Annotated in this window: 32 protein-coding genes; 17 read left to right on the top strand and 15 right to left on the bottom strand. The window is 37.8% G+C overall.

Going from position 1 to position 24219, the window contains the following annotated elements; translation table 11 throughout:
* Positions 1 to 66: 66 nt before the first annotated feature.
* A complete protein-coding gene (locus ACNARN_RS16575; RefSeq protein WP_269812697.1) occupies positions 67 to 789 on the bottom strand; it encodes a vWA domain-containing protein in 723 nt (240 codons plus the stop codon).
* Positions 790 to 1050: 261 nt separating this feature from the next.
* On the opposite strand from ACNARN_RS16575, the gene ACNARN_RS16570 reads away from it, so the two are divergent.
* A complete protein-coding gene (locus tag ACNARN_RS16570; protein WP_198620640.1) occupies positions 1051 to 1329 on the top strand; it encodes a hypothetical protein in 279 nt (92 codons plus the stop codon).
* 87 nt (positions 1330 to 1416) lie between these two features.
* On the opposite strand, the gene ACNARN_RS16565 is transcribed toward ACNARN_RS16570, so the two are convergent.
* From ACNARN_RS16565 to rluE, 8 genes are all read right to left on the bottom strand, one after another.
* Positions 1417 to 2538 carry a cupin domain-containing protein gene (locus ACNARN_RS16565; protein ID WP_198620639.1) on the bottom strand — a complete coding sequence of 374 codons (1122 nt, stop codon included), beginning with the start codon at positions 2536 to 2538 and terminating at the stop codon, positions 1417 to 1419.
* A gap of 183 nt (positions 2539 to 2721) precedes the next feature.
* Positions 2722 to 4185 carry a two-component system sensor histidine kinase PhoQ gene (gene phoQ, locus ACNARN_RS16560; RefSeq protein WP_198620638.1) on the bottom strand — a complete coding sequence of 488 codons (1464 nt, stop codon included), beginning with the start codon at positions 4183 to 4185 and terminating at the stop codon, positions 2722 to 2724.
* Between the two features lies 1 nt (position 4186).
* Positions 4187 to 4861: a two-component system response regulator PhoP gene (gene phoP, locus ACNARN_RS16555; RefSeq protein WP_416304713.1), complete on the bottom strand. Its 675-nt coding sequence runs from the start codon at positions 4859 to 4861 to the stop codon at positions 4187 to 4189.
* A gap of 213 nt (positions 4862 to 5074) precedes the next feature.
* Complete coding sequence (gene purB, locus ACNARN_RS16550; protein WP_109372904.1) at positions 5075 to 6445, bottom strand: adenylosuccinate lyase; 1371 nt, start codon at positions 6443 to 6445, stop codon at positions 5075 to 5077.
* 31 nt (positions 6446 to 6476) lie between these two features.
* Positions 6477 to 7106: a high frequency lysogenization protein HflD gene (gene hflD / locus ACNARN_RS16545; protein WP_198620636.1), complete on the bottom strand. Its 630-nt coding sequence runs from the start codon at positions 7104 to 7106 to the stop codon at positions 6477 to 6479.
* Between the two features lie 2 nt (positions 7107 to 7108).
* On the bottom strand, positions 7109 to 8212 hold the full coding sequence (gene mnmA / locus ACNARN_RS16540) for a tRNA 2-thiouridine(34) synthase MnmA (protein ID WP_349443365.1): 1104 nt from the start codon (positions 8210 to 8212) through the stop codon (positions 7109 to 7111).
* Between the two features lie 108 nt (positions 8213 to 8320).
* Entirely contained in the window at positions 8321 to 8770 is a 450-nt protein-coding gene (locus tag ACNARN_RS16535) for an NUDIX hydrolase (RefSeq protein WP_349443366.1), read from the bottom strand.
* The gene (rluE, locus tag ACNARN_RS16530; RefSeq protein ID WP_196533145.1) at positions 8763 to 9392 is read right to left on the bottom strand and encodes a 23S rRNA pseudouridine(2457) synthase RluE; all 630 of its coding nucleotides are present in this window, start codon (positions 9390 to 9392) and stop codon (positions 8763 to 8765) included. Before rluE ends, ACNARN_RS16535 begins: the two co-directional genes overlap by 8 nt.
* Before the next feature lie 138 nt (positions 9393 to 9530).
* Between rluE and icd the strand changes: the two genes are divergently transcribed.
* Positions 9531 to 10784, top strand: a complete 1254-nt coding sequence (gene icd, locus ACNARN_RS16525; RefSeq protein WP_023582546.1) for an NADP-dependent isocitrate dehydrogenase — start codon at positions 9531 to 9533, stop codon at positions 10782 to 10784.
* A 109-nt stretch (positions 10785 to 10893) separates the two neighbouring features.
* Here the strand turns inward: icd and ACNARN_RS16520 are convergent, their stop codons facing one another.
* From ACNARN_RS16520 to ACNARN_RS16505, 4 genes are all read right to left on the bottom strand, one after another.
* Positions 10894 to 12027 (bottom strand): site-specific integrase, encoded by a 1134-nt coding sequence (locus tag ACNARN_RS16520; RefSeq protein WP_252447155.1) that lies wholly within the window; start codon positions 12025 to 12027, stop codon positions 10894 to 10896.
* On the bottom strand, positions 12002 to 12253 hold the full coding sequence (locus ACNARN_RS16515; protein ID WP_017628380.1) for an excisionase: 252 nt from the start codon (positions 12251 to 12253) through the stop codon (positions 12002 to 12004). The genes ACNARN_RS16520 and ACNARN_RS16515 overlap by 26 nt, the downstream gene beginning before the upstream one ends.
* An 85-nt stretch (positions 12254 to 12338) precedes the next feature.
* Positions 12339 to 12863 (bottom strand): hypothetical protein, encoded by a 525-nt coding sequence (locus ACNARN_RS16510; protein ID WP_036908086.1) that lies wholly within the window; start codon positions 12861 to 12863, stop codon positions 12339 to 12341.
* Positions 12864 to 13147: 284 nt separating this feature from the next.
* A complete protein-coding gene (locus ACNARN_RS16505) occupies positions 13148 to 13780 on the bottom strand; it encodes a LexA family protein (RefSeq protein WP_017628378.1) in 633 nt (210 codons plus the stop codon).
* 100 nt (positions 13781 to 13880) lie between these two features.
* Here ACNARN_RS16505 and ACNARN_RS16500 point away from each other — a divergent pair, with 100 nt between their 5' ends.
* The 11 genes from ACNARN_RS16500 (at position 13881) to ACNARN_RS16450 (ending at position 20722) form a co-directional block, all read left to right on the top strand.
* Entirely contained in the window at positions 13881 to 14087 is a 207-nt protein-coding gene (locus tag ACNARN_RS16500; protein WP_006537203.1) for a Cro/CI family transcriptional regulator, read from the top strand.
* A 37-nt stretch (positions 14088 to 14124) separates the two neighbouring features.
* Positions 14125 to 14601 carry a YmfL family putative regulatory protein gene (locus ACNARN_RS16495; RefSeq protein ID WP_036908083.1) on the top strand — a complete coding sequence of 159 codons (477 nt, stop codon included), beginning with the start codon at positions 14125 to 14127 and terminating at the stop codon, positions 14599 to 14601.
* Positions 14602 to 14862: 261 nt separating this feature from the next.
* Positions 14863 to 15042 carry a DUF4222 domain-containing protein gene (locus ACNARN_RS16490; RefSeq protein WP_017628377.1) on the top strand — a complete coding sequence of 60 codons (180 nt, stop codon included), beginning with the start codon at positions 14863 to 14865 and terminating at the stop codon, positions 15040 to 15042.
* An 8-nt stretch (positions 15043 to 15050) separates the two neighbouring features.
* Positions 15051 to 16115, top strand: coding sequence for a helix-turn-helix domain-containing protein (locus ACNARN_RS16485; RefSeq protein WP_250250720.1), 1065 nt, complete (start codon positions 15051 to 15053; stop codon positions 16113 to 16115).
* A 21-nt stretch (positions 16116 to 16136) separates the two neighbouring features.
* Positions 16137 to 16943: a KilA-N domain-containing protein gene (locus ACNARN_RS16480; protein ID WP_036937661.1), complete on the top strand. Its 807-nt coding sequence runs from the start codon at positions 16137 to 16139 to the stop codon at positions 16941 to 16943.
* The gene (locus ACNARN_RS16475; protein ID WP_109023977.1) at positions 16940 to 17965 is read left to right on the top strand and encodes a DUF968 domain-containing protein; all 1026 of its coding nucleotides are present in this window, start codon (positions 16940 to 16942) and stop codon (positions 17963 to 17965) included. The genes ACNARN_RS16480 and ACNARN_RS16475 overlap by 4 nt, the downstream gene beginning before the upstream one ends.
* 27 nt (positions 17966 to 17992) lie before the next feature.
* Complete coding sequence (locus tag ACNARN_RS16470; RefSeq protein WP_049219743.1) at positions 17993 to 18391, top strand: antiterminator Q family protein; 399 nt, start codon at positions 17993 to 17995, stop codon at positions 18389 to 18391.
* A 339-nt stretch (positions 18392 to 18730) separates the two neighbouring features.
* Positions 18731 to 18943 (top strand): RNA chaperone/antiterminator CspA, encoded by a 213-nt coding sequence (gene cspA, locus ACNARN_RS16465; RefSeq protein WP_004244726.1) that lies wholly within the window; start codon positions 18731 to 18733, stop codon positions 18941 to 18943.
* Entirely contained in the window at positions 18927 to 19091 is a 165-nt protein-coding gene (locus tag ACNARN_RS16460; RefSeq protein WP_416304712.1) for a cold-shock protein, read from the top strand. The genes cspA and ACNARN_RS16460 overlap by 17 nt, the downstream gene beginning before the upstream one ends.
* Positions 19092 to 19274: 183 nt before the next feature.
* Positions 19275 to 19733: an Hsp20 family protein gene (locus tag ACNARN_RS16455; RefSeq protein WP_023582443.1), complete on the top strand. Its 459-nt coding sequence runs from the start codon at positions 19275 to 19277 to the stop codon at positions 19731 to 19733.
* Between the two features lie 347 nt (positions 19734 to 20080).
* On the top strand, positions 20081 to 20722 hold the full coding sequence (locus ACNARN_RS16450) for a hypothetical protein (RefSeq protein ID WP_109023979.1): 642 nt from the start codon (positions 20081 to 20083) through the stop codon (positions 20720 to 20722).
* Between the two features lie 205 nt (positions 20723 to 20927).
* On the opposite strand, the gene ACNARN_RS16445 is transcribed toward ACNARN_RS16450, so the two are convergent.
* Together ACNARN_RS16445 and ACNARN_RS16440 are read right to left on the bottom strand one after the other, a co-directional pair.
* Positions 20928 to 21419 (bottom strand): GNAT family N-acetyltransferase, encoded by a 492-nt coding sequence (locus tag ACNARN_RS16445; RefSeq protein ID WP_196726983.1) that lies wholly within the window; start codon positions 21417 to 21419, stop codon positions 20928 to 20930.
* A gap of 256 nt (positions 21420 to 21675) precedes the next feature.
* Positions 21676 to 22092, bottom strand: a complete 417-nt coding sequence (locus ACNARN_RS16440) for a hypothetical protein (protein WP_109023980.1) — start codon at positions 22090 to 22092, stop codon at positions 21676 to 21678.
* Between the two features lie 670 nt (positions 22093 to 22762).
* Here ACNARN_RS16440 and ACNARN_RS16435 point away from each other — a divergent pair.
* From ACNARN_RS16435 to ACNARN_RS16420, 4 genes are all read left to right on the top strand, one after another.
* On the top strand, positions 22763 to 23185 hold the full coding sequence (locus tag ACNARN_RS16435) for a hypothetical protein (protein ID WP_416304711.1): 423 nt from the start codon (positions 22763 to 22765) through the stop codon (positions 23183 to 23185).
* A gap of 65 nt (positions 23186 to 23250) precedes the next feature.
* Positions 23251 to 23520 (top strand): bacteriophage protein, encoded by a 270-nt coding sequence (locus tag ACNARN_RS16430; RefSeq protein ID WP_046334538.1) that lies wholly within the window; start codon positions 23251 to 23253, stop codon positions 23518 to 23520.
* Entirely contained in the window at positions 23520 to 23990 is a 471-nt protein-coding gene (locus ACNARN_RS16425; protein WP_416304710.1) for a lysozyme, read from the top strand. The genes ACNARN_RS16430 and ACNARN_RS16425 overlap by 1 nt, the downstream gene beginning before the upstream one ends.
* Positions 23972 to 24130, top strand: coding sequence for a hypothetical protein (locus ACNARN_RS16420; protein ID WP_265576272.1), 159 nt, complete (start codon positions 23972 to 23974; stop codon positions 24128 to 24130). The genes ACNARN_RS16425 and ACNARN_RS16420 overlap by 19 nt, the downstream gene beginning before the upstream one ends.
* Positions 24131 to 24219: the final 89 nt, after the last annotated feature.

Here is a 24219-nt window from a genome sequence, read left to right as displayed (position 1 = left end):
AAATGAAAAATAATAGCCGAAATATCGGCTATTATTTTTTTAGTAAAAAGAATATATTAAGTTTGTTTATTTACGCTTTTCGTAATCTTGTTCAACAGAAGATTTCCAATCTTGATTTAACTCTTTTCCTTCAATTTTAGATTGAACGGCTTTATTAACAGACTCATAGGCATTTTCATAGCCTTTAGCATCTTGGATATATTGAGTTGAGTTGGATGATTTAATGCCAATACTTTCAGCCGCACTTATTGCATCAATGTTGGCACCTAAAAAGATAAATTCCCAACCTTTCTCTTTTTCTGCTGAATTAATTAATGATTTTACTTTTTCTAGCGAATATTCACGGCTACTATTTTCTTCGCCATCGGTGATGATCACCATCATGACATTCTTATAGGGTGAATTTGGTTTATTTCCTTCAGTGATCGCATTTCCCACAGCATCTAACAGTGCGGTATTACCCGATGCAAAATAATCGTTAGTCGTTAAATTCTCTATCTTATTAATATCAATACGGTTATGTAACTTTTTAGCCTGACTATCAAATAAAATAGTGGTGATATAGACTTTTTCAGGGCGATTTTTATTTTCTGCTAAAATAGTATTAAATCCACCAATAGTATCTTTTTCATACCCTTGCATTGAGCCACTTTTATCTAACACAAAAATGATATCCGTTTGTGCTGGTGGTGCCTTCATATTTGCTGTTTCTACTGTTTTTGCAAATACCACGGTCGGTAAAATAAAAGCAGCGATTAAAACAATAAATTTTTTCATAGACGACTCCATTGTCGAAAAAAGAAGTAAAAATCTAATTTTATCTTAGGGGCAATTGATCAAATAAAATAGGAGAAACGGCTGAAAAATAAACGAGATATTAATGAAAAAATTTACTTAATTAAAAATAGAGTGATTTTATAATAATGGGCTAACATATTGTTTATTATTAAGCTTTTAATATAGGCTTAATATTAATAACTCTTTGATAAATTGAGTTTCCTGAATTTCCCTTATAATTAAAGAGAAATAAATATAATATAAGGATATTGAATGGAAACCATAACAGGAAAATTATTAAAACCTGTAATAGAAGAGCAACTAAGCTCTCATAAAAAGAAAGTGATTAAAAAATCTGAGCAACAATCATTTATTATTATTTTTAGTTATTTTCTAATCACTTATTTAATCTCATTTTCTCTTTATGTGACAAATAGCAAACATACATTATTACTTTTTTTCTTACAAAGTACATTTTTTGTTGTGATTCCTTTTTTCTTTCGTAATACAAGAGTACTTTTAAAAGAGTCGATAATTTATTTAATTCGTTAGATTTTAAAATAAGACTTATTTTAATATTTCTAGTAATAAAAAAGCCCTGCAATAATATGTCAGGGCTTTATAAATTATCATTGATAATTAATCTTCAAAATACCAATAACCTTGGTTTACCAAGTGTGTTAATAAACGTACAAATTTGGGATCGGTTAATGCATCACCTAAGTGTTGTTTATCAATATAATCATATTGACAAAGCGCATCAGCAGCTTCGATATAATCAGTATCTATCAACTCGCCATTAACAAAACAGCTATCACCAACACGTAGCGCACGAAGACCATTTAAGCGGTGAAGTTGTTCACCTTGTTGCAGCAAATCATGAATTTCTGCGTTTTCGTATAAAGGTTCTGGCACTGCAAGATCAAGCTCATGACGAGATTGAGAAATAAACTCACCAAACCAATGACGGAATACTTCTGGTTGAGCAAGTAGATCTTCCATCATGTCATGAAGTTTATTTAACTCTTGATGTTGCACTAATGCTGGGTTTTCACGCGGAGTTAGATCAGGATCGCTATAACGATAGCTGCCTAAATCATTTGCTAACACATAGTCAGCGAAACCACTGAAAAGTTCACGAGCATTAGGTGATCTGAAACCAACAGAGTAGTTTAGCGATTCTTCAATCGCATATCCTTCATGTGGGAATCCAGGTGGGATATAAAGAATATCACCCGGTTCTAATTCTTCATCAATAATTGCGTCAAAAGGATCAACTTGAAGCAGATCAGGGTGAGGGCAGTGTTGTTTCATTGGGATTTTTTCACCCACACGCCAACGACGACGACCTTGTCCCTGAATAATAAAGACATCATATTGATCAAGATGTGGACCTACACCACCACCAGGAACAGAATAAGAGATCATTAAATCATCAATGCGCCAATCGGGTAACACACGAAATGGCTTCATTAATGCCGCACTAGGAAAATGCCAGTGATCGACGGCTTGTACAAGTAAAGACCAATCTTTATCACCAAGTCCTTCAAAGTGCTCGAAAGGCCCGTGTTTGACTCCCCATTGTCCGTCTTGACAGCTAACAAGACGGCTATCTACTTCATCTTCCATTGCAAGACCAGCAAGTTCGTCAGGAGATAAAGGATCAACAAAACGAGAGAAGCCGTTTTTAATTAATAAAGGGCGTTTTTGCCAATGGCTTTCGAGGAATGATTGCCAATCTAAATTAAGTTTATAGTCCATTGTGTATATCCTGAATTCGGGAAGCCTGAAGCCATAGTATAATGAATTCTAACTTCCTGCTAAACATTCCTTTGAGCAATGTGAGTAATAGCGAGTAACTCGATAACAACTGAACAGATATCATACATAACGCCGTATATTTGGCGATAACTTTAAAAAGAGAGGTTTTTTTATAAATAAGGGTTATTCGCGTTCTGTAGTGAGTTGTTGCTCAGCAAATGTCACAGTGATACGAGCGCCTCCTAACGGGCTATCGGTAATAGTAATTTCACCACTGTATTGTTCAATAATATCTACCGCGATAGATAATCCTAAGCCTTGCCCAGGACGCAGAGTATCTGCTCTTGTTCCTCGTTGGAAAATGGCCTCTCTTTTTTCAGGGCTGACGCCTGGGCCGTCATCATCAACAATAATCATTACACTACTTTCATTATTGCTAACATTGATTTCAACAAATTCTAAGCAGTATTTACAGGCGTTATCAAGAATATTACCCATCACTTCCATAAAATCATTTTTCTCACCTAACCACATGATTTCAGGTGAAACATTGAGTGTTAAATCAACCCCTTTTGACTGATAAACTTTACTCAATGCACTACAAAGATTATCTAGCAGTCCTGACAGTGAATGAAGTTTTCGCGTGGTAATATCGTGATCACCATGGATGGATGCTCGGTGCAGATAATAACCGACTTGTTGCGAAATTCGTTCTATTTGATCGAGCATGATAGGTTCAGCTTGCTCTATCGTCATCTGTTTGCCCGAACGTAAAGAGCGTAATGTTGATTGCAACACGGCAAGTGGTGTTTTTAGGCTGTGGGTAAGATCAGATAAACTTGTGCGATATTTACTATAACGACTGCGTTCATTACGCAATAACACATTTAAATTTCGGACTAAGCCTTTTAGCTCGGTTGGCGGGTTTTCATCCAAATCATTGCGAGTCCCTTTTTCTAATGCACTAATTTGTTCAATAACTTGTTTTATCGGTCTTAAACTCCAATGTGCAGCTAACCAAATTAAGGGTATAACCAAAAATAGATTTGCAAGAATGATATATAAGAACCAATCCCAAACTTGACTGACTTTTTGCATACGCTGAGGAATAGGATCGATAACCGCGATCGCCATATAAGGCATATTGTCAGCCGCAGGATAATGATTAATCACAACTGAGTGAGTCAAAAACTCATTACTAGAGTATTCCTCAAGACGTTTGAGATAAACACGATATTGCGGTAACTGCTTTAACATTAACCGTGTTGTTTTGATATCAACTGAGATCTCAAATAAGCCTTCTTCATGACGCCATTTATGTTTAATGCTATCGGGAATGGCTTTGGGGAGATCGGGAGGCATCCACAATACACCGCCTTTATCATCAAAAATGATCACCAGCGAGGTATTGTTGTTATTGAGATTAGTTGGAAATTCAATGTTCAGCTTTCCCTTATTCCACTGCGCTAAGCTGTAATAAAGATTGCTTTGGCTACGCATTAGCATAAATGTGGTTTTATCTATACTCACAATCGAACCAACAATTGCCACTAACCCATATGAGAGTGTGAGTGCCAAAATAATGGCACTGGTAGCAAGTAAAAAGCGTGTTCGTAATGAGAATGGGGAGCGCTGTTTTTTTTGCATATTAAGGTTTCATATCGAAACGATAGCCTTGTCCACGTACGGTAACCACCACATCATCAGGATATTTTTCTAAGATTTTTTTACGTAGTCGTCCCATAAGTACATCAATAGTATGGCTTTCTTTGAGTTCAGCATCAGGATATAGCTGGCGCATTAATGCATCTTTGCTAACGACTTTGTTTTGATTGCGCATTAATGTTTCTAAAATCGTATATTCAAATGCAGTTAACTTAATTTGTTCTCCTGAAATCATGAACTCTTTACGTGACAAATCCAACTCAAAAGGTTCAATGACGAGTGTTTGTGACGCAATTCCCATGTTTCTTCGCATTAATGCCTGAATACGTGCGACAATTTCCTCAAAATGAAAGGGTTTTGTCACATAATCATCAGCGCCCGCATTTAACGCTGAAACTTTTTCTTGCCAACTTTCGCGCGCAGTTAATACCATTATTGGCAGGGTAATATTATTCTCTCGCCATCTGCGAATAAGGCTAATGCCATCTTCATCTGGCAATCCTAAGTCCACAATGGCAACATCAGGTGTACCTTCTGCAATAAAATTATCTGCTTCTTTGGCATCTTCTGCGGCATTAACCTGATGTCCTGCGTCACGAAATTGCACAGATAAGTGATGGCGAAGTAAAATATTATCTTCAATAATTAAGATCCGCATTATTCCACCTTGAGTACAATCAGCAAAAATTCACTGTTGTAAAATAAATATAGGAAATGAATGTCATCCTATAAGATAAAAAATATATTGTTATCATAGTCAATCTATCACTTAAAAAATACCGTAGCGGGTAAAGTGTTTAAGTTACAGAGAGTTTTCTAATTTTTTGATATAAAAAAAGGCAGAGATTATCTGCCTTTTTAGAAAGATAAATTAGTTTAATTTATCAACAAGTTGAGTGGCAAAACCAATATAGCTTTCAGGTTTCATTGCTTTTAAGCGCGTTTTTTCATCTTCTGGTAGTTCTAAACCATCAATGAAAACTGCCATATCTTGTTCAGTGATTCGTTTGCCGCGAGTAAGCTCTTTTAGCTTTTCGTAAGGTTTTTCAATGCCATAACGACGCATTACAGTCTGAATTGGCTCGGCTAATACTTCCCAGTTACAGTCTAATTCTTCACGAAGGTGGTTTTCATTCACTTCAAGTTTATTAAGACCTTTCATGGTTGATTGATAAGCAATCAGCGCATAACCCATCCCAACACCTAAATTACGCAGTACCGTTGAGTCTGTTAAGTCACGTTGCCAACGTGAAACGGGTAGCTTGCTAGAAAGGTGTCCCATTACTGCATTTGCTAACCCTAAGTTGCCTTCAGAGTTTTCAAAGTCAATTGGATTCACTTTATGAGGCATGGTTGATGAACCAATTTCACCTGCAATTGTTTTTTGCTTGAAGTGGTTCAGTGCTACGTAACCCCAAATATCGCGGTCGAAATCGATCAAGATAGTGTTGAAGCGACTAATGCAATCAAAAAGCTCCGCAATATAATCGTGTGGTTCAATTTGAGTTGTGTATGGGTTCCATGTAATACCCAATGAAGTTACAAATTCTTCACTAAATTGATGCCAGTTTACTTCAGGATATGCAGCTAAGTGTGCATTGTAGTTACCTACTGCACCATTGATTTTACCTAAGATCTCAACTTGTGTTAGTTGACGATATTGGCGCTCCATACGGTAGGCAACGTTAGCAAACTCTTTGCCAATTGTAGATGGTGTTGCTGGTTGACCATGTGTGCGAGAAAGTAATGGCAAATCACGGTATTCTTGAGCCATTTTGCTAATGGTATCAATAATTTCACGCCATGCAGGCAGTAAGATCTCTTGGCGTGCTGTTTCCAGCATAATGGCATGAGACAGGTTATTAATGTCTTCAGAAGTACAAGCGAAGTGAATAAATTCAGAAACCTGATGTAAAGCAGGGATAGTCGCCACTTTTTCTTTTAAGAAATATTCTACGGCTTTTACATCATGGTTAGTGGTACGTTCGATAGTTTTAATACGTGCTGCATCTTCTTCATTGAAGTTAGCAACAATCGCATCAAGGTAATCGTTTGCGTTTTTTTCAAAGGCTGGAACTTCTTTAATGTCGGCGCAAGATGCCAGCTTTTGTAGCCAGCGAACTTCTACCTGTACACGGAATTTCAGAAGACCGAATTCACTAAAAATAGAACGTAACGACGAGGTTTTACTTCCGTAACGACCGTCAATCGGTGAAATCGCTGTCAGCGAAGATAATTCCATTGTTGGCAACTCCCAGGTTGAATTTAAAGTATTAACATTGAGCGAGAAAATCATCAGCTTGTCGTAGGATAGCCTTTTGATGCAGTAAAAAATCAAAACGACGACCACCGACTTGACGCCAGAGCACAGCACTTCGAATGCCAGTCAGTAATAACGCTCTAACTTTAGCTTGAATAATAGGGGTATTTAATAGATCAATCGAGCCATGAACCTGAATGCGAGGGCCAACAGGGCTAACTGCATCAACATAAACGCCAGCAAGGGCATTAAATACACCTTCGGACATGGGTTCAAAATAACTTTTTTGACGCTCTAATTGAGAAATTTTTTGCGATAAATGTGAGCTGTAATTATCATTTCTGCTGATAATACGCTCTAGGTTGATTAAACCTTGTTGGTAAGTCATTAACTCAAGCGTTAACTTTTCTCTTCTTACCGCTTGATGAATGGCTTTCAATGTTTGAAAGCCTAATTTTAGGTGACTGATTTGATTACCATAAACATCAAGTGTTGAAGTCGGATTGAGGTTAAAAACACTGTTAACCATCACTTCAACATCATTCTCGTTCGCATTGCCTTGGTAAGCAACTTGTTGAACAAGACGACTTGCTTGGCAGATGCCTGCCAATGCAAGTGTTATATCACGAAAATCTTTAGCCACGTCTACTCCTGAATACGGGTTTCAATAATACCGCCACCTAAACAGACTTCGTCTTGATAAAAGACGGCTGATTGTCCCGGGGTAACTGCTGCAACAGGATAATCAAAGCGGACTTCAATTTTGTCTTCACCTAATGGTGTTACTGTACACGCAATATCAGGTTGGCGATATCGTGTTTTAACAGTACAGCGGAAAGCCTCAGTAATAGGTTCCCTTGATACCCAATGTAATTGTTGAGCAATCAAACCTACAGACATCAATCTTGGGTGTTCATGACCTTGAGCAACGATAAGAATATTGTTTTCAACATCTTTATCAACAACATACCAAGGGGCATCGCCACCGTCTTTCGTTCCACCAATACCTAACCCTTTACGTTGACCTAATGTGTGATACATCAACCCTTGGTGTTCACCAATGGTTTCTCCATCAACCGTGATGATAGGACCAGGTTTAGCAGGTAAATAACGCGATAAGAAATCGGTAAATTTACGTTCACCAATAAAACAAATACCAGTTGAGTCTTTTTTCTTTGCTGTCGCTAAATCAAGTTTTTCAGCAATTTTTCTCACTTCAGGTTTTTCCATTTCACCCACAGGGAAAAGGCTTTGTGCAATTTGCTCGTGACTTAACGTATATAAAAAGTAGCTTTGGTCTTTGTTGTTATCAACACCGCGAAGCAATTGGCTTTTGCCATCAACATCACGACGACGAACATAGTGACCTGTTGCGATATAGTCAGCACCCAAATCTTCCGCTGCATATTCTAAAAATGCTTTAAATTTTATTTCTTTATTGCAAAGAATATCGGGGTTAGGGGTACGACCTGCTTTATATTCAGATAAAAAATGTTCGAAAACATTATCCCAATATTCAGCAGCAAAATTGATGGTATAAAGCTCAATGCCAAGTTTATCGCACACAGCTTGCGCATCGGCAAGATCGGTAGATGCTGAGCAATATTCTGTATCGTCGTCTTCTTCCCAGTTCTTCATAAACAGACCAACGACCTGATATCCCTGTTCCTTAAGAAGATAGGCTGAGACGGATGAATCTACGCCACCGGACATTCCTACGATGACTTTTTTTTGGCTGTTATCTGACATGACTGGATCTCACTGCGGAAAAATAAGCGCCATACTTTACCATATCACTGACACAGGTGCATCATGTCTTACTCTGTTTTTGATGCTTTGTTTTTTCTTTAATATTATTTAATTAAAAGGAACACCAAAACTGCTTAATAGAGATAGGGGATAACGTTCACCTTGTTGATAACATAGCAGGCTTTCTCTGACTAAAGGTGAACGTAATTGTTGGCTATGAATAATTTCATCGGCACTGACCCAGTGACAACAATCAATATCACTATCATGAGGATGAGTTTCATATTGCTCTTGCGCTTCAATAAGAAAAAGAAAACGTAGAAAAGGTGTTTTATCAGGCGCAATCCATTGGTGTAATTTTAGAAAATGTTGAACAGGAAGTGTTAACCCTGTTTCTTCCCATAATTCACGTTGAACCGCCTGAATAAGTGTTTCATTGGCTTCAAGGTGTCCAGCGGGTTGATTCCACGTCGCTTTTCCATTGACCATTTCTTCAACAACGAGAAACTTATTTTTTGCATGAACGATACATGCGACAGTCACATTAGGTTTAAACAAAATCAATCTCCTTCCATTCACCGGGTAATAAATTATCCAATGTAATATTTCCCATACTAAAGCGGATCAAACGCAATGTTGGATAACCGATATGCGCCGTCATTCGTCTCACTTGACGGTTTTTACCTTCAAATAACGTTATTTTTAACCAAGTTGTCGGGATAGTTTGACGTTCTCTAATAGGCGGATTTCTCTCCCATAGCCATTCGGGTTGTTCAACTATTTCGACTTGTGCAGGTAATGTTTTGCCATCTTTAAGCTCTAATCCATTTCTAAATTGTTGTAATGAGGCAGCACTTGGAATGCCTTCAACCTGAGCATAGTAGATTTTTCCTGTTTTTTTACCCGGTTGTGTTAATTGTGCTTGTAGCTTCCCATCATTTGTTAAGACTAAAAGTCCTTCACTATCTCTATCTAAACGTCCTGCCGCATAAATATCACGAATAGGAATAAAATCTTTTAGTGTTTTTCTGCCATTTTCGTCTGTAAATTGCACAAGAACATCGAAGGGCTTGTTGAAGATAACGACTTTACGCTCACCTCTTGGGCGCACTGGCTTTCTTTGTGCGAGTGGCGTGTGATGTTTTCTCGATTTAGCGCTATTTTTAAGTTGATTTGCCATAGTTAATTTTTGTAAAAAATGGGAGATTGATTATACCTTAAAAGAGAAGCGATTGGCGTTAGCTGAATAATCAAGTAGTATTGACAGGTCTCTTACAAAAAATTAACAAAGCGTGCGCTTACATGAAAGGAGAGGTAAATGGAAAGCAAAGTAGTTGTTCCGGCTAATGGCGCTAAAATTACACTAGATGCTAAAGGTAAGCTTGTTGTTCCAAATAATCCGGTTATCCCTTATATCGAAGGGGATGGTATCGGTATCGATGTTACGCCAGCAATGTTAAAAGTTGTTGATGCAGCAGTTGAGAAAGCTTACGGCAAAGAACGTAAGATTGAGTGGATGGAAGTTTACACCGGTGAAAAATCAACGCAGGTATATGGTAAAGATGTTTGGTTACCAGAAGAAACCTTAGATCTTATCCGTGAATATCGAGTTTCTATTAAAGGTCCTCTTACTACGCCAGTTGGCGGTGGTATCCGTTCATTAAATGTTGCATTACGCCAACAACTTGACCTCTATATTTGCCTACGCCCAGTACGTTATTACAAAGGCACTCCAAGCCCTGTTAAACAGCCAGAACTAACCGATATGGTTATCTTCCGTGAAAACTCAGAAGATATTTATGCTGGTATTGAGTGGAAAGCGGGCTCAGCAGAAGCAGATAAAGTGATTAAATTCCTGCAAACTGAAATGGGTGTTACTAAAATCCGCTTCCCACAAGATTGCGGTATTGGTATTAAGCCTTGTTCAGAAGAAGGTACTAAGCGTTTAGTTCGTGCCGCAATTGAATATGCTATTGATAATGATCGCGATTCAGTCACATTGGTACACAAAGGTAATATTATGAAATTTACCGAAGGTGCCTTTAAAGACTGGGGTTATGAGTTAGCTCGCGAGGAGTTCGGTGGTGAATTATTAGATGGCGGTCCTTGGGTCAAAATCAAGAATCCAAAATCAGGTAAAGAGATTATCGTTAAAGACGTTATCGCTGACGCATTTTTACAACAAATTCTGTTACGCCCAGCAGAGTATGATGTTATCGCATGTATGAACCTAAATGGCGACTATATTTCTGATGCATTAGCAGCTCAAGTAGGTGGTATTGGTATCGCACCAGGTGCAAATATTGGTGATGAGTGTGCATTGTTTGAAGCAACACACGGCACAGCACCAAAATATGCAGGCCAAGACAAAGTTAACCCAGGTTCGATCATTCTTTCCGCAGAAATGATGCTACGCCACATGGGTTGGACAGAAGCCGCTGACTTAATCATTAAAGGTATGGAAGGTGCGATTGCCGCTAAGACCGTAACTTATGATTTCGAACGTCAGTTAGAAGGTGCTAAACTGCTGAAATGTAGCGAGTTTGGTGACGCGATTATCAAACATATGTAATTGTTGATTTGATAAATAGTTAACGGGAGCTTATTAGTTCCCGTTTATTTTTTGTACTATAAAATTCTTCCCCAAAATATCCCCAAAACTCTTCCCCAAAACTGTTCAATTAAACAGCAATAATTTGCCATTCTTTGCCTCTATCATCGTGGTATTTATCAGTCATATTTTGTGTTTTATGACCCAATAATTTTTGTGTATTAATTCCTTGTTCACGATAAAGTCGTTCAGATAAAGATCGCTGCTCATGGAAAGTTGGTGCCGTACCTTTTTCCCAAGTTAACCCACATTTATCTCGCGCTTTTTTAAACGTTGTGGTTAACGTATTTGGTGTGACTTGTTCGCCTCGTTTTGCTTGTGCGGTGGTATGTCGATAATGCACGAGATATTTACTCACAACCGCGTCACGACATTGAGCAACAACCTCCCTTAAGGAGAGATTGATAGCCTCACATTTTAGCGAGAGAGGGATGGCCAACTTACTGCCTGTTTTCTCTTGCTGTATATGTAACATGTCATCCCAAATATCAGAGAATTTCATTTTACAGATATCACCGATCCGCTGACCTGTGGTTAAAGCCAACAACATGCCACATTGCAAGTAAGGAGGGTGATTTTTAGCTTGCTGGTAAATAGTCCGCCATTCTTCCAATGTCATGCGTTCTCTTTTCACTCTGTTCCGTGGTTGTTTAGTTGCTTTCGCAGGATTGTAACCAGGAGGAACATAGCCAGCATGTTGAGCTTCTTTAAATACATCAATAAGCACCATGCGAACGACCTGAGCCATTCTTGAATGTCCTAATACTTTGACGGAATCTATTATTTCAGCGATATCTAATGCGGTTATCTCTTTTAATATTTTCGTACCACAATACTGACGGAATAAATTAATAGGTTTCATTTTTTGTCGATAAGAATTAATTTTTAATTCACCGATATCTAATCTTTCTTTTTGAATATCTAAATATTTATCCATCCATATATCGACAGATATTTCAGACTTGTTTGTCTTAATTTTTGATAACCGTTCATTAATACTTAATAACTGTCGAGTATGTTGTTCAGCAATAATTGTATTGGCTTGAATGGCAGTTTCTCTCGCTTCTTGCTCGTCGGTGCCTAAGCTATGAAATTTACCGGTGATGGGATGTTTATATTGCCAATAAATCTTGCCGTTACGTTTATCTAGCTTTCGATATAGATTAGGGATAATAATATTATGGATTCGTGGTCGGGCAGCCATCTGTAATTATCCTCTTAAGTCGTTCCGTTGATTTAGTAGGAATTTGAGGGAGAGACAGATAGCCCACATAACGAGCTTCTCTATCAACCATCCACTTGCGGCCCACTTTCATTGCAGGTGGTGCAATAAGGTTATTCTTTGCGTATTTTTGTAATACCGTCATGCAAGGAGAGGCATCTCCAAATTCCAATCTTGCCCACGCTTCAAGAGTCACCATTCTTGACATATTTTCTCTCCATACTGCCGTATACAGTTTAAATAGACGTTAATAATGCTGGTGGTATTTATTTAAACTTTTTAGAACTGTTTATTTAGCTCCTTTTACTTAATTCATTGAATCTACGTAAAAATAAAACTTTGGCTTGTAGTGGGGTTAATGGATTAACAATAAAATCACTTGTAGGAATACCTTCAAGCATTAGCCAATTACTACCCACATCAATTTCTAAATCTCGTTTTTCAGTTGCTAACATCATTAAGTCGGCTAAATGAACAGCGTCCGATATAACGGGTGGCAAGTTATATTTTTGACGAATAACAGCATCAATGCTTTTTTCTATTTCCTTATATTCAGGTAATAGCTTTTTAAGCGGTGATGGCAGATCTTTTACATAGGCCTCACTGGCATCATGAAGTAAGGCTTCTAAAGCATATTCAGGAGCAACTAAATAGCTGACATATACCGAGTGCTGAGCAACAGAGTAGAAATTATCAATCTGTCCATTAAAGCGACATTCATTAGCTAAACCCGTCGCAATGTCTTGAATATCTATATCCTCGATCCGTACATCGAGGTAATAGAAGTGCTTATTCGTTGCAGTTGCAATATAAGACATTATTCTCTCCACATAATTTAAGTAATAAAGATCCCTTTCGAATTAATCGAGATTAAATTTCCCTGATGTTGATTAATGGTAAATTTAAATAAAAACTTATTTTTTATGTTTCAATTATTGAACTTGATTATTGCTTACCTCAAGTTGTGGCGGTTTCTGCTGTTTTCTATGAAGTGGGAAAGACTCTTCATCTAATACTAAGTTTTGTTAGAATTAAATCTAATAAAACTTATATTTTATGTCAACACAAATCTAAGTAAATTTAGATTTGTGTGATGGTGAGATTACAATTCGTACTGAACACCCTTTACAACACCAACAATTTCACAATTGCCATTGATCGGGATGTTTGGATAGCGGGGATTGAGTGGAGATAGGTATTTATTAGGGCCATCAATAATTAATTTTTTTATTGTTACCTCGTCACTTCCTGTAAGGCGAGCGACTACAATTTTGCCACTAATTGCCTCTGCTGCTGGATCAACAATAACTTTCGCACCTTCTGGAATAGAAGGCATACCCGAAGGATTAGTCATCGAATCACCTCTTACTGTAAGGGCAAAGCTTGAAGGTGATACCTTTAAAGAAGTTTCTAGATATTCCAACGTTTCATCATAAATCTCTGTTGCTAGGTATTCAGTGAATTTACCTGCTTGTACATATGACAAAACGGGAAGTTTTCTCATTGTTGTAATCACAGAAATATTTTCCTTCGATGATATGCCGTAAAGGATGTAAGACTCAGTTGTATTAAAAAATTGAGCAAGCTTTATTAGAGCATCACCATTTGGCAAATTAAGATCTTTTTCCCAATAGCCAACCGCAACACCCGATACGCCACAGTATTTCCCTAGTTCATTTTGTGTCGTCTTGGTTGTCTTACGAAGCTTTTTTATTCTGCTTCCAACAGTATCCATTTTCATTCCGAGGTTAGTTTTTAACTAAGTTATCTTAGTTTTTATTGATAAAAGAAAACTTATATTTTAATATCTAATAAAACTTATATTGGAGGTGCTTATGACAACTAATGAAGTTGAAGTTTACTTTGGTGATGCTAGCAAAGTCGCTAGTTTTTTTAAAATTACGCCAGAAGCCTTTTATCAATGGAAGAAAAGACCAGGTCAATTAATACCTAAAAATCGAGCAATTGAAGCTGACTTACTAACTGAGGGAAAACTTAAATATAACCCTGAACTTTATAGAAAAAATACCAAAACAGCATAAGGCAATTAACTACCAATAAAAGATAGAGTAGGTAGATATGAGCAAACATTCAATTAAAGAAGTTATCAAAGAAATGTGCAAAGCACTGCCGGGTGGACGTTCTGCTATGGCAGGGGCTCTAGGTATGTCACTCGAGACGTTTAATAACAAGTTATACGAAAAAAATGGCTGTCGTTTCTTTGATATCGATGAACAAGAAGCCATGGAAGACATTTCGGGCACTAAGTTGCTGGTGGAATATCATCTAGATCGCCATGGCATGAGTGCATTACCAAAAATAGAAGCAGAAAAGATAGATCAAGTAGAGCTATTTGATATGCGAATGACATTGGCGGCTATGCAAGGATCACTCGCCGTTTTAATTCAAGAAAGCCTTGTTGATGGCGTTTTAACGGATGAAGAAATAGGGCGTATTTATCGAAAAGCAGGGAAAGTTTTTGCGTATGCAATTGGTTTCTTGGATTCACTGAAAGTGTTATACGGTGAAAAACAGGAAGCGACTAAGAAAGGGTGAAGCCAAAGGTATACGGCCTCTGGCTTCGGTTGCCAATTTCAATGATGTGAAGAGAAATAAGCATGAGTAGATTAGCGTATCTAATACCTAAAAAGCAATTTCGCTGTTTACCCTTAACTAAAGAGGGAACATTTCGCTATGTAGAAAGCATACCGAGTGACAATCGATCACACAACTACCGAAAAAATATCGATTTGGTAGATAAGAGGACACTGAAAAAGTCATGGGCTGATTTCTATTTCTTGAGTGGAGGAAAATGCAATGCGAAATGAAGATCCCAATCGTCTTGATCGCTATTACAGAAACCCTCGAGGGCTCCTTGTTCATGTCATTCGTTATGATCGAGAAAAACAGCGCGTTATTTTTATGATTGATGGTTGTGAATACGAACAATGCGAGCCGGTTCAAAGATTTAAAGAGAGATATACCCGAGTTAAGTGAGGCCTCCTATGAGTGTTAAATTATCTAGTTATGTTTGGGATGGTTGCGCCCATGCAGGTTTAAAACTCACATCAGTCGCTATCATGGCAAGATTAGCTGATTTTTCTAATGATGAAGGTATTTGTTGGCCTTCTGTTGTGACGATTGCTCGTCAAATTGGTGCGGGTGAAAGCACGGTGCGCACGGCAATAAAACAGTTAGAAAAAGAAGGGTGGTTAACCAGCGAAAAGCGCAGAAAAGGCAATCGTAACGCAAGCAATATTTACCAGCTGAATGTAGAGAAACTATACCAATCAGCAAAGAAAGCGCTTTCTCAACCAACAAAATCTGACGTGTCAAAACCTGATGCATCAGGAGTTGACCCATCAAAATTTGTTGCATCAAATTCTGTTCCCTCAAAATTGAGCAAAAATAGGGATTTTGACCCGCCAGCTCCTGAGGGCGATCCATCAGTAACTTCAAAATATGATCCATCAATAAATCATTCTTCGTCGCAGAATTCTGGCGCATTCAGCGACCAGCCGAAAATGGATTTTTTAACACGTTGTCCTGAAGCTGTGATTTACAGCGCCAATTTTCAAAAATGGGGCTCCGCTGACGATTTGAAGTGCGCTAAATGGCTATTCAGTCGTAAATGCGAAGTGTTTCAAGAGATGGGATTAAAAACGCCTAAAGAGCCCAATTTCACTGATTGGGCTAATGATATTCGCTTAATGACAACGATTGATGGGCATACTCACAAAGAAATTTGTCAGTTCTATAAACGAATTACGCAAGATAATTTTTGGAAAAAGAATGTTCAGTGTCCTCGTACACTCAGGGCTCAATGGGATGATTTAACCTTACGTTTGGCGGGTAAGAAAAAAATCACCATCGATTCCGTAGAGCGTGATGAAACATTCCGGCTTATCTGGGGTACAGGTTGGAAACCTAAAAATAAAATCCAAGAATTAGCCGCTATTCAGGCTAAGAAAAATGGTCTAGGCCGAATGAATGAGGTTGCAGGTTTAGCTGCGTGGCGAGGTATTTGGCAACAAGTCGCAGAACAAGTTGCTCAGGAAGTTTTGCTATAAACGAGAGTGGAGAAAAATAACATGAATGGACTAATTGTTATTGATGGTGTTCAAATTCGTCGAGATACCGCAGGGCGTTATTGTTTAAATGATCTTCATCGAGTCTCAGGTGGTGAAAAACGGCATCAACCGTCGAATTGGAGTGCTTTGACTCAAACTAAAGAGTTGGTTGATGAAATTTCAACCGCTCCTGAGATCACAGGAGCGGTTCCCATTGTGACTATTGTTGGTGGGCTTAACCAAGGAACATATGTTTGCAAAGAATTAGTGTATGCCTATGCAATGTGGATAAGCCCATCATTTCATTTAAAAGTGATCCGTACTTTTGATGCATTGATAACACAGCAACACGGCGAAAAGTTAGCCGATAAAGTTCAAGCTGGAGTCATATTGCTTGAATCGATGGCTAAAAGCCTGAATTTCTCAAACTCTTCAAAATTAGGGGCGTATCAAAAATTACAAGCCATGGCAGGCTTACCCGAATTAGCCCCTGTGTATGCGATTGATGCGCCAAGCGGATCAATGGATGGTTCAAGTCGTCCAACAGTAGCTTTATCAACACTGATTAGAAAACATCAATTACCTATTTCAGCGCAACAAGCTTATAAACGGTTGGCCGATCTCGGCATTGTTGAACGTTTATCTCGCCCAAGTACGAAAACAGCAAACAAAGTGAAAGAGTTCTGGTCTGTGACTGCTCGAGGTTGTCAGTTTGGGAAGAACATGACCAGCCCTAATAATCCTCGTGAAACCCAACCCCATTTTTTTGAAAGTAAAACGGATGAATTGATCCGTATGGTGATGCTGAATAAGCGGGTGAGTGCATGAAATTATTATTAACCCCTTATATTCAGCCTGATCTTGGTGTCGTTTTATTGAAGCCTGAAGCGGAGTTGCTTGAGCAACTTAAACAACATTCTCGTGTGATTATTAGTGATGTACCAAAGAGTTTAGATAAATGGCCTTCTGGTGCATTAACAGGGAATGAACAACCATTATTGAATAACAAGGACATTATTGGCTTTTTGAATAATGAAAAAGTGATCCAAGCTATGGGCGAGCTGGCATCGATGAATATGTGGATAGGCAGAAATATCCATTGCTGCCAGATCAACGATGAGCATGACAGTTATCATCATCATGAATTAACAACCACATGGCATAAAGACGGTGTGATACGGACTTGTTGGTACCATGATAATCATATTCGTAATTCATCGGCGGGGTGGGTTGCTGAATTAGCGTATAAAAATCGTATTGCTTGGATGATAGACACTATTCGCAGTCGTTTGAGATTAGATGATAACCATTCGCTGACGATACCTGATTTTTTTGCTTTTGCCGTGATGCATAAACTGGTTGATGAATTACCTGATGCCATATTGCGTCGTATTCTAAATTGGTCTGATAAACCTAAAGAGCGTAGGGTGCATGGCGGTTTTCCTGAAGCTGATATTGTTCCAAATGAAGTGACAGCACTATCAGTAATGAATGCGCGTTTAGATGCCATAAAACCCGTTATTAATGTGACTGTCGATCCGGAACCTCCAGCCTCATTTCTTCTTAAACCTAAAATGCGCCGTTGGGAGAATACCCAATGGCTTCAATGGGTAAAAACACAGCCTTGTTGTGTTTGCGGACAACAAGCTGATGATCCACATCATATCATCGGCCATGGTATGGGAGGCATGGGAACGAAAGCTCATGACTTATTCACTATTCCATTATGTCGGCAACATCATGATGAGTTACATCGTGATCCCAAGTTGTGGGAAGCCACTTATGGTAACCAAATCGAATTGTTATTTTCTTTTTTAAGCCGTTCATTAGGAATGGGGGCATTGGTTTAACGTGTGTACGGCACGGGGAGTCTAAGTATGAGAGATATGCAGGAAGTTTTATCGCGTTGGGGAGCGTGGTCAGCTAATGAGGGAAATAGTATCGATTACTCATCAATTGCCGCAGGTTTTAAAGGATTAATTCCAAGCTCAAGACGAAGCCGAGAGCAATGTTCAGATGATGATGGCTTAAAAATCAATAAAGCGGTATTACATTTAAAGGTAAATAATAGTTACTTGTTTCAGTTGGTTATTATGTACTATGTGAAGAATTATCCTTTGCGTTCAATGGCTTCAAAACTCGGTATTTCTCATAACGAAGTGGCTAAGCGATTGCAGACTGCGGAAGGCTTTATTGAGGGATGTCTATCGGTTGATAACGTAAAATTAGACATGGATAAAATAATTAGAAAACACCACATTTATAGTCTTGCGTAATTACAAAACACAATATATTGTATTAATAATGATTTCAATGTTACATGATTATCTATTAAAAACCTCGTGAGTGTAGCGGGGTTGTGTTTTTTATAGGTCTACTTAAGCTGATTTACTGCTAAAAAATAAAGTTTGCTATCTGCATTTTTCTATGGCTTAATAGCGTCACTGGTTTGGAAGTACAGACCTATTTATGTTAGTAAGTTTAAAGTTGTTCCCGTTTAGCGTTATCCTCGATACCTCTTCATTGTGAATTCCTTCTAATTAATACCCATAAGTAAAAATACAAAACAAACCGCATATGCCTTATGGCAAATTAAATAAATTAAAGGAAATTCTATGTCTAATACAATGACTGGTACAGTAAAATGGTTCGATGAAGGTAAAGGTTTTGGTTTTATTACTCCAGCTGATGGCAGCAAAGATGTCTTCGTACATTTCTCTGCAATCCAAAGTGATAGCTTCAAAACATTAGCGGAAGGCCAACAAGTTTCATTCACCATGGAAAATGGTATGAAAGGCCCAGCAGCAGGCAATGTGGTGGCTCTCTAAAGGCGCTATTACTATTCGCCTCTATTTTAAATGCCCAAGTTGTAGCGGTTCACAATATAGAACATCACAATTTGATGTCACAGTGAACAATCCGCACGGCGCAAAATGTATCTTTTGCAAAAGTGTGATGACGGCTCAAATGAGTTAAGCATTAAATAGTTGAATATATAAAACCTCGCTTCGGCGGGGTTTTTTGCTATCTACAATCTCATATTGGCTAAAGATAAAAAATTTAGGTTTTAGGGCTTGAAAAACACTTGCTCGTTCATATTTATATTTTGGGTAAATAAGATACCGCCCATAATTCACTAAATACTGAAGGAGGAGTTATATGCCTAACATTAAACCTTTTTCATTATTCCCAACATTATCTGATAACTTACTTTCAAACCGTTTTGATCAAATAGATCGCCTGTTTAGTCAGTTAACAGGCAGTAAGCCAATAGCATCACCTGTACAGACTTATAACCTGAAACAGATTGATGATAACCACTATGAACTGACAGTGAGTGTGCCTGGATATCAAGAAAATGACTTATCGGTTTCATTGAAAGGTAGTCGTTTATTGATTGAAGGGAAAAAAGAAGAAAAATCAGAAGAAGACAATGATAAATGGATCCACCGAGGCATATCTCAAGGGCAATTTACATTGCAGTTTGACCTCGGTAAAAATGTTAAAATAGAAAAAGCTGATTTATCAAGTGGACTTCTGACCATTGCTATTGAGTATGAATTACCTGAAGAAGAAAAACGGCAAACAATAGCGATAGAAAATAAAGATAAAAAATAATTGAGTTAGATAACGTGAATAAGATTAAGGCTACACATTATGTGTAGCCTTAATTATTTTTGTCAGGCTAGGGTAGATAGAACACAGTTAGAGATTACGATATGGTTTGAGAGAGGAGCTGACATATCCTCCTATCTGGTGTCGAGGTATATGAATTAACAGGGTTCAGAACGGCTCAAAAACGTGGTCACGTGTCGCGTTCATTCGGATAGTACTTTGTATAACCCCTTTGTTGATTTAAAGTCGATGCTTAATAAGGTAAAATATAGTCTATCGCATGTTCGATACCTAAACGTTGACCACGTTAGGTTTCCAAAATGACAGTCTTGATTCTCATCGGAGGGGGCATGGAAAAAGATTCCAAACGCGGTTCCGCATTGATAAATGCTATCAAATCAACATCAATCATCGATCTCAGCAAGGAGTACGCTGAGTGCGGACTGGATATGTTAATTGACTCAGATGTTTTGAAAGAGATTCCTTTTATTAATACTGCTGTTGGGATATTTAGTGCTGTAGGTTCTGCGAGAGACTATATATTCACTGAAAAACTTATTCGCTTCTTGACACAATTTTCTGATCTTTCAATATCAGATCGAGTAGCAATGGTCGATAAGTTGAATGAAGACGATAAATTTAGCGGGAAGGCTGGCGCAAGAATAATTGAAATAATAGACCGAATGGAGAGTGAAAATAAGCCAGAGTTGGCAGCAAAGTTTTTTAAGGCATTCGCCAGTGCGGAGATTAATTTTTCTGAATTTCGTCGTGTGCTTGTCGCTTTGGAACGTATTCCTGCGTTTGATATTCCTGCATTGGCTGCATTTTCGATGTGTGATATTTATGAATCTGCAAGAATGGAACAATCTCTTTTGCTTGCATTTGTTAATGCGGGACTTGGACAAAATAATGGCGGCTTCGATGGTGGTGTAATAATCCCAACAGAACTCTGTAAAATATTCATAAAAGCCGGAAAATTAAAATCAGATTAATTACTTACCTAACAAACATTATGTGTAATAACGGGAAACAAGGTATTCTCATTATATTTTTTTATTAAGTCCGCTTCTGTCCCTAGCCGTCCAAAAAACATAGACAGAGATGGGCGAAAAGTAGAATTTAGAATACTTAGCTTCCCACTCAATTTTATTTCGTTAAAGATGTATGTCAGTAGATAAATAGGAATATTTGAGCTGATTATGCCTTTATATATAGCTCCAATAAATAATTACCCCTTCTACTTTTGTATGAATGACCTGATTTCGAAAAATTATACTTTACGAATAAATACTGCATACTATTGTTATCTTGACGGACTGTGGCAAAACATTTTTTGTCTGATAAATTCTCAGAAATGTAACAACATATTGATTCCATTAATTTATTCCCTAATTGTTGTCCTCTCATTTTTTCTTTGATGTAGATCCATCCTAACTCATAATCGTATTTTTCTTGCTCAGAAACACCAGCTTTTTCAAAAGATTTTAATTTATATCCTGCTACTGGACGTTTGATTGCACCAATACCAATGCATTGTTCCTTGGCGTAGATAAAGAACAGACACTCAGAATCCAATATCCTTTTACTTAGCCCTTCAGGAGCTACTTCACCTCCCTCGATTACTAATTTTTCAAAGGTTTTTAATTCCTTTATATCGCAATTTTTAGGGCTCTTGGCTATTATTTTCATTTTCATAACTCTTTTTAGATATAATTGATTGATTTTAAACACAAATACTAAGTTTTTTTATATCAATTTAAAATATAGAAAAGCAACAATGAGTAAACGATTTTATTTTTATAAGTTTTAAAGGGCTAATTGTATCCCATGATTCATTAGCAGTTGTTATGAAGTCTGTAATATCTGCTTTTGGCACAGAGCTACCTTTCAGATTAGGTTTAGCTATGTTCTGTAGTTGTGTCAGGTCGAGTCCTAGCTGATACAACTAATATTCATAATTAGGATTGCAGTTAGTGCCACCTAATGCTTGGCAAGTGGCTAATGCTCTTGCTCTTTTCTGTCGTGGGGTTAGTTCTAATTTTTCCTTTTGTTCTGGAGTTAAATTATCCAATAGGTCTTTGTTAATTAATTTATAGCAGTAATTTACGATTCTTTGTGTATTTCTATTATCAATTTCATTTGAAATAGCTTTATAGCGCCTCAGATTTTCATTGTATTCTGGATGGGATGATGGATTAACATTCAATTCGTCCATTTCATAATGCTTTTTCGTTTTACATAATTGAAGATCTGAATATTTCGAGAAATTATCGTTCCTTTTTTCAGTTACTACAGGAGTAGAGATACTGGCACAACCAGCCAAAAGTGTAGTCACTATAAAAACAATAAAAGCAGGTTTCATATTATTCTCTATAATTGAATTATGCATTATACACAACCATCCGTTCAGAATTAATTCGTTCAATGTTGAATAAGGTGTAACCTATCAAATTAACATCTTTTTGAAGTTACCACCTATAACATTGAGGGAAGTTGCGACGTCATGACGAGATAATGGTATAAATATTAATTAGAAAAGTGAATACAACATCCAGTCCACCTAATGCCTGTGAATGTATTGTCGTGGGGGAGCTCACTCCGACTAAAATCGGTAACTTTGATACCTAATGATCTCTACCTATCTCCACTATTGGAACTGAGAGAACTGTTCGATTCTATTTAGCTTTAAATTATAGCAGTATTAGATCGAATATGCTCATATACATCTAAATTGTAAGTATAAAAGGACTACCTAATACGGTATAAAAAATGCCGATACGCTAGGAGTCATATCGGCATATAAAATAAACGCAAGAAGCAATGTAAGTCATGTCGTACTAATTCGTACCAAACCTGTCAATTTGATACATATGTAATGATAATTATTATCATTAATGTATTCAACCCTAAATTAAATAAGGTTACTTTGTAGCCTTTTCATCTACGCCGACCACAGAATCAACACCCATTTATACCGTTCACACAAGAGCTGTGAGTCGGCACCTTATTAACTAAATAAATCGGTAAATGTTATGTCAAAAGAGATAAGCGAATTACAGTTTAGTCTTCACTATGCCTCAGAAACAGGCAGTGAAAAGAATACCTCCGTCATTTTAACGGCGAATATCCATACGGCTGATGGTGAAACTCAACAACTCACACAACTAATTTGCACAACGTCTCCCGCAGGTAAAAAGCAATATCGAATCGGCACACAAAAGATTAATGATGCAGGTGACCCATTGCTGGTGGCGATTGAATCTTATTGGCGCAAAAACACACAAGAGAGTTGTGTTTATTTGTTAGAGAAAGCGAAGCAATTTATTCAAGGACATTTACAACAAACGAATACATGGGTATCTATGTATGGTCTTGTGATTGTTTCTAATGCGTCACTGGAAGAGCAGTTGCCTGAAGCTTTATTAAAGGCACTTAAAGTATCAATACCCGCCTAATTTTTATCGTTTCACTTTTAACTCTCTCACACTAATCATCAACGGACACTCCTCTGGGGGTGACTATGCGTATGGAAAAATTAACCAATGTTACTTACGGAACCGCAGGCCTAACGGCATTTTTTGCCAGTCTCTCATTATATGAATGGGGATTTGTTATCGGGATGGCGTTTAGCATGGTTCTCGGTTTAGCTACTTATTTTATGACTCGTCGAGAACAACGAAAACGTACTCAATTATTTGAAGAGCTTGTTCGTCATGTTGATCCACAAAACCCGACCGAAACGTTAAAAAGGCTTGCTGAATTAATGGTGAAAGCGCCAAAGGATATTTAATGTCTCTCAAACAGAAAATAGCTGCGCTAACAACAGCGGGAGCCACAGCAATCGCGTTAGTTGTCATTGCCCATTTTGAAGGTGTGCGTTATGAGCCTTATCGTGATGTGGCAGGCGTTCTAACGGTTTGTTATGGGCATACAGGTAAAGACATTATTCAAGGTAAGAGATACACACAACAAGAATGTGATGCGTTATTACAAAGCGATTTTATTAAGACACAACAGCAAGTCGATGCATTAATCAAAGTACCACTAGATGACTACACCAAAGCCGCTTTATATTCCTTTGCTTTTAATGTGGGTACAACCGCATTTGCTAGCTCAACATTACTCAAGAAATTAAATGCGGGTGATAGAGCGGGTGCCTGTGAAGAAATGAAACGTTGGGTATATGCAGGTGGAAAGGTTTGGCGAGGGCTTGTCAGTCGTCGAGAAGCGGAGTCAGCACTATGTTATGGAAACCTTTAATCATCATTATCGGCTTTATTCTTGCATTACTCATTACAGTCGCTGGTGGTATTTATCTCTTGATTGATAACTCATGTACTAAAGACCAAGTTAGTTTAGAAAAACGTTGTCAGATTGCACTCTCACATCATCGGTACTAATCATGAAATACGGGAAACTCTATGCCGTCATCGCGATGGTAGGCATTATTGTGGGTGGCTATTGGGTGATTAATTGGCAAGCTAACAGA

The organism is Proteus sp. TSJ240517 (assembly GCF_047921575.1).
In the GTDB taxonomy this organism is placed as follows: domain Bacteria; phylum Pseudomonadota; class Gammaproteobacteria; order Enterobacterales; family Enterobacteriaceae; genus Proteus.
The sequence above is the reverse complement of the archived record's forward strand: the minus strand, read 5'-3'. Positions and strand labels throughout refer to the sequence as shown.

What these genes read in the sequence shown, in the direction of transcription:
- ACNARN_RS16480 (WP_036937661.1), top strand. Translation starts at nt 16,137, where the DNA reads ATGAATGGACTAATTGTTATTGATGGTGTTCAAATTCGTCGAGATACC.
- ACNARN_RS16440 (WP_109023980.1), bottom strand. Translation starts at nt 22,092, where the DNA reads ATGAAACCTGCTTTTATTGTTTTTATAGTGACTACACTTTTGGCTGGT.
- ACNARN_RS16420 (WP_265576272.1), top strand. Translation starts at nt 23,972, where the DNA reads ATGTTATGGAAACCTTTAATCATCATTATCGGCTTTATTCTTGCATTA.
- ACNARN_RS16435 (WP_416304711.1), top strand. Translation starts at nt 22,763, where the DNA reads ATGTCAAAAGAGATAAGCGAATTACAGTTTAGTCTTCACTATGCCTCA.
- ACNARN_RS16460 (WP_416304712.1), top strand. Translation starts at nt 18,927, where the DNA reads ATGTGGTGGCTCTCTAAAGGCGCTATTACTATTCGCCTCTATTTTAAA.
- ACNARN_RS16505 (WP_017628378.1), bottom strand. Translation starts at nt 13,780, where the DNA reads ATGGATACTGTTGGAAGCAGAATAAAAAAGCTTCGTAAGACAACCAAG.
- ACNARN_RS16470 (WP_049219743.1), top strand. Translation starts at nt 17,993, where the DNA reads ATGAGAGATATGCAGGAAGTTTTATCGCGTTGGGGAGCGTGGTCAGCT.
- ACNARN_RS16455 (WP_023582443.1), top strand. Translation starts at nt 19,275, where the DNA reads ATGCCTAACATTAAACCTTTTTCATTATTCCCAACATTATCTGATAAC.
- phoP (WP_416304713.1), bottom strand. Translation starts at nt 4,861, where the DNA reads ATGCGGATCTTAATTATTGAAGATAATATTTTACTTCGCCATCACTTA.
- rluE (WP_196533145.1), bottom strand. Translation starts at nt 9,392, where the DNA reads ATGGCAAATCAACTTAAAAATAGCGCTAAATCGAGAAAACATCACACG.
- ACNARN_RS16500 (WP_006537203.1), top strand. Translation starts at nt 13,881, where the DNA reads ATGACAACTAATGAAGTTGAAGTTTACTTTGGTGATGCTAGCAAAGTC.
- ACNARN_RS16430 (WP_046334538.1), top strand. Translation starts at nt 23,251, where the DNA reads ATGCGTATGGAAAAATTAACCAATGTTACTTACGGAACCGCAGGCCTA.
- phoQ (WP_198620638.1), bottom strand. Translation starts at nt 4,185, where the DNA reads ATGCAAAAAAAACAGCGCTCCCCATTCTCATTACGAACACGCTTTTTA.
- ACNARN_RS16445 (WP_196726983.1), bottom strand. Translation starts at nt 21,419, where the DNA reads ATGAAAATAATAGCCAAGAGCCCTAAAAATTGCGATATAAAGGAATTA.
- purB (WP_109372904.1), bottom strand. Translation starts at nt 6,445, where the DNA reads ATGGAATTATCTTCGCTGACAGCGATTTCACCGATTGACGGTCGTTAC.
- cspA (WP_004244726.1), top strand. Translation starts at nt 18,731, where the DNA reads ATGTCTAATACAATGACTGGTACAGTAAAATGGTTCGATGAAGGTAAA.
- ACNARN_RS16510 (WP_036908086.1), bottom strand. Translation starts at nt 12,863, where the DNA reads ATGTCTTATATTGCAACTGCAACGAATAAGCACTTCTATTACCTCGAT.
- ACNARN_RS16570 (WP_198620640.1), top strand. Translation starts at nt 1,051, where the DNA reads ATGGAAACCATAACAGGAAAATTATTAAAACCTGTAATAGAAGAGCAA.
- ACNARN_RS16575 (WP_269812697.1), bottom strand. Translation starts at nt 789, where the DNA reads ATGGAGTCGTCTATGAAAAAATTTATTGTTTTAATCGCTGCTTTTATT.
- ACNARN_RS16485 (WP_250250720.1), top strand. Translation starts at nt 15,051, where the DNA reads ATGAGTGTTAAATTATCTAGTTATGTTTGGGATGGTTGCGCCCATGCA.
- ACNARN_RS16425 (WP_416304710.1), top strand. Translation starts at nt 23,520, where the DNA reads ATGTCTCTCAAACAGAAAATAGCTGCGCTAACAACAGCGGGAGCCACA.
- ACNARN_RS16565 (WP_198620639.1), bottom strand. Translation starts at nt 2,538, where the DNA reads ATGGACTATAAACTTAATTTAGATTGGCAATCATTCCTCGAAAGCCAT.
- ACNARN_RS16515 (WP_017628380.1), bottom strand. Translation starts at nt 12,253, where the DNA reads ATGTCAAGAATGGTGACTCTTGAAGCGTGGGCAAGATTGGAATTTGGA.
- ACNARN_RS16475 (WP_109023977.1), top strand. Translation starts at nt 16,940, where the DNA reads ATGAAATTATTATTAACCCCTTATATTCAGCCTGATCTTGGTGTCGTT.
- ACNARN_RS16495 (WP_036908083.1), top strand. Translation starts at nt 14,125, where the DNA reads ATGAGCAAACATTCAATTAAAGAAGTTATCAAAGAAATGTGCAAAGCA.
- ACNARN_RS16490 (WP_017628377.1), top strand. Translation starts at nt 14,863, where the DNA reads ATGCGAAATGAAGATCCCAATCGTCTTGATCGCTATTACAGAAACCCT.
- mnmA (WP_349443365.1), bottom strand. Translation starts at nt 8,212, where the DNA reads ATGTCAGATAACAGCCAAAAAAAAGTCATCGTAGGAATGTCCGGTGGC.
- icd (WP_023582546.1), top strand. Translation starts at nt 9,531, where the DNA reads ATGGAAAGCAAAGTAGTTGTTCCGGCTAATGGCGCTAAAATTACACTA.
- ACNARN_RS16450 (WP_109023979.1), top strand. Translation starts at nt 20,081, where the DNA reads ATGGAAAAAGATTCCAAACGCGGTTCCGCATTGATAAATGCTATCAAA.
- ACNARN_RS16520 (WP_252447155.1), bottom strand. Translation starts at nt 12,027, where the DNA reads ATGGCTGCCCGACCACGAATCCATAATATTATTATCCCTAATCTATAT.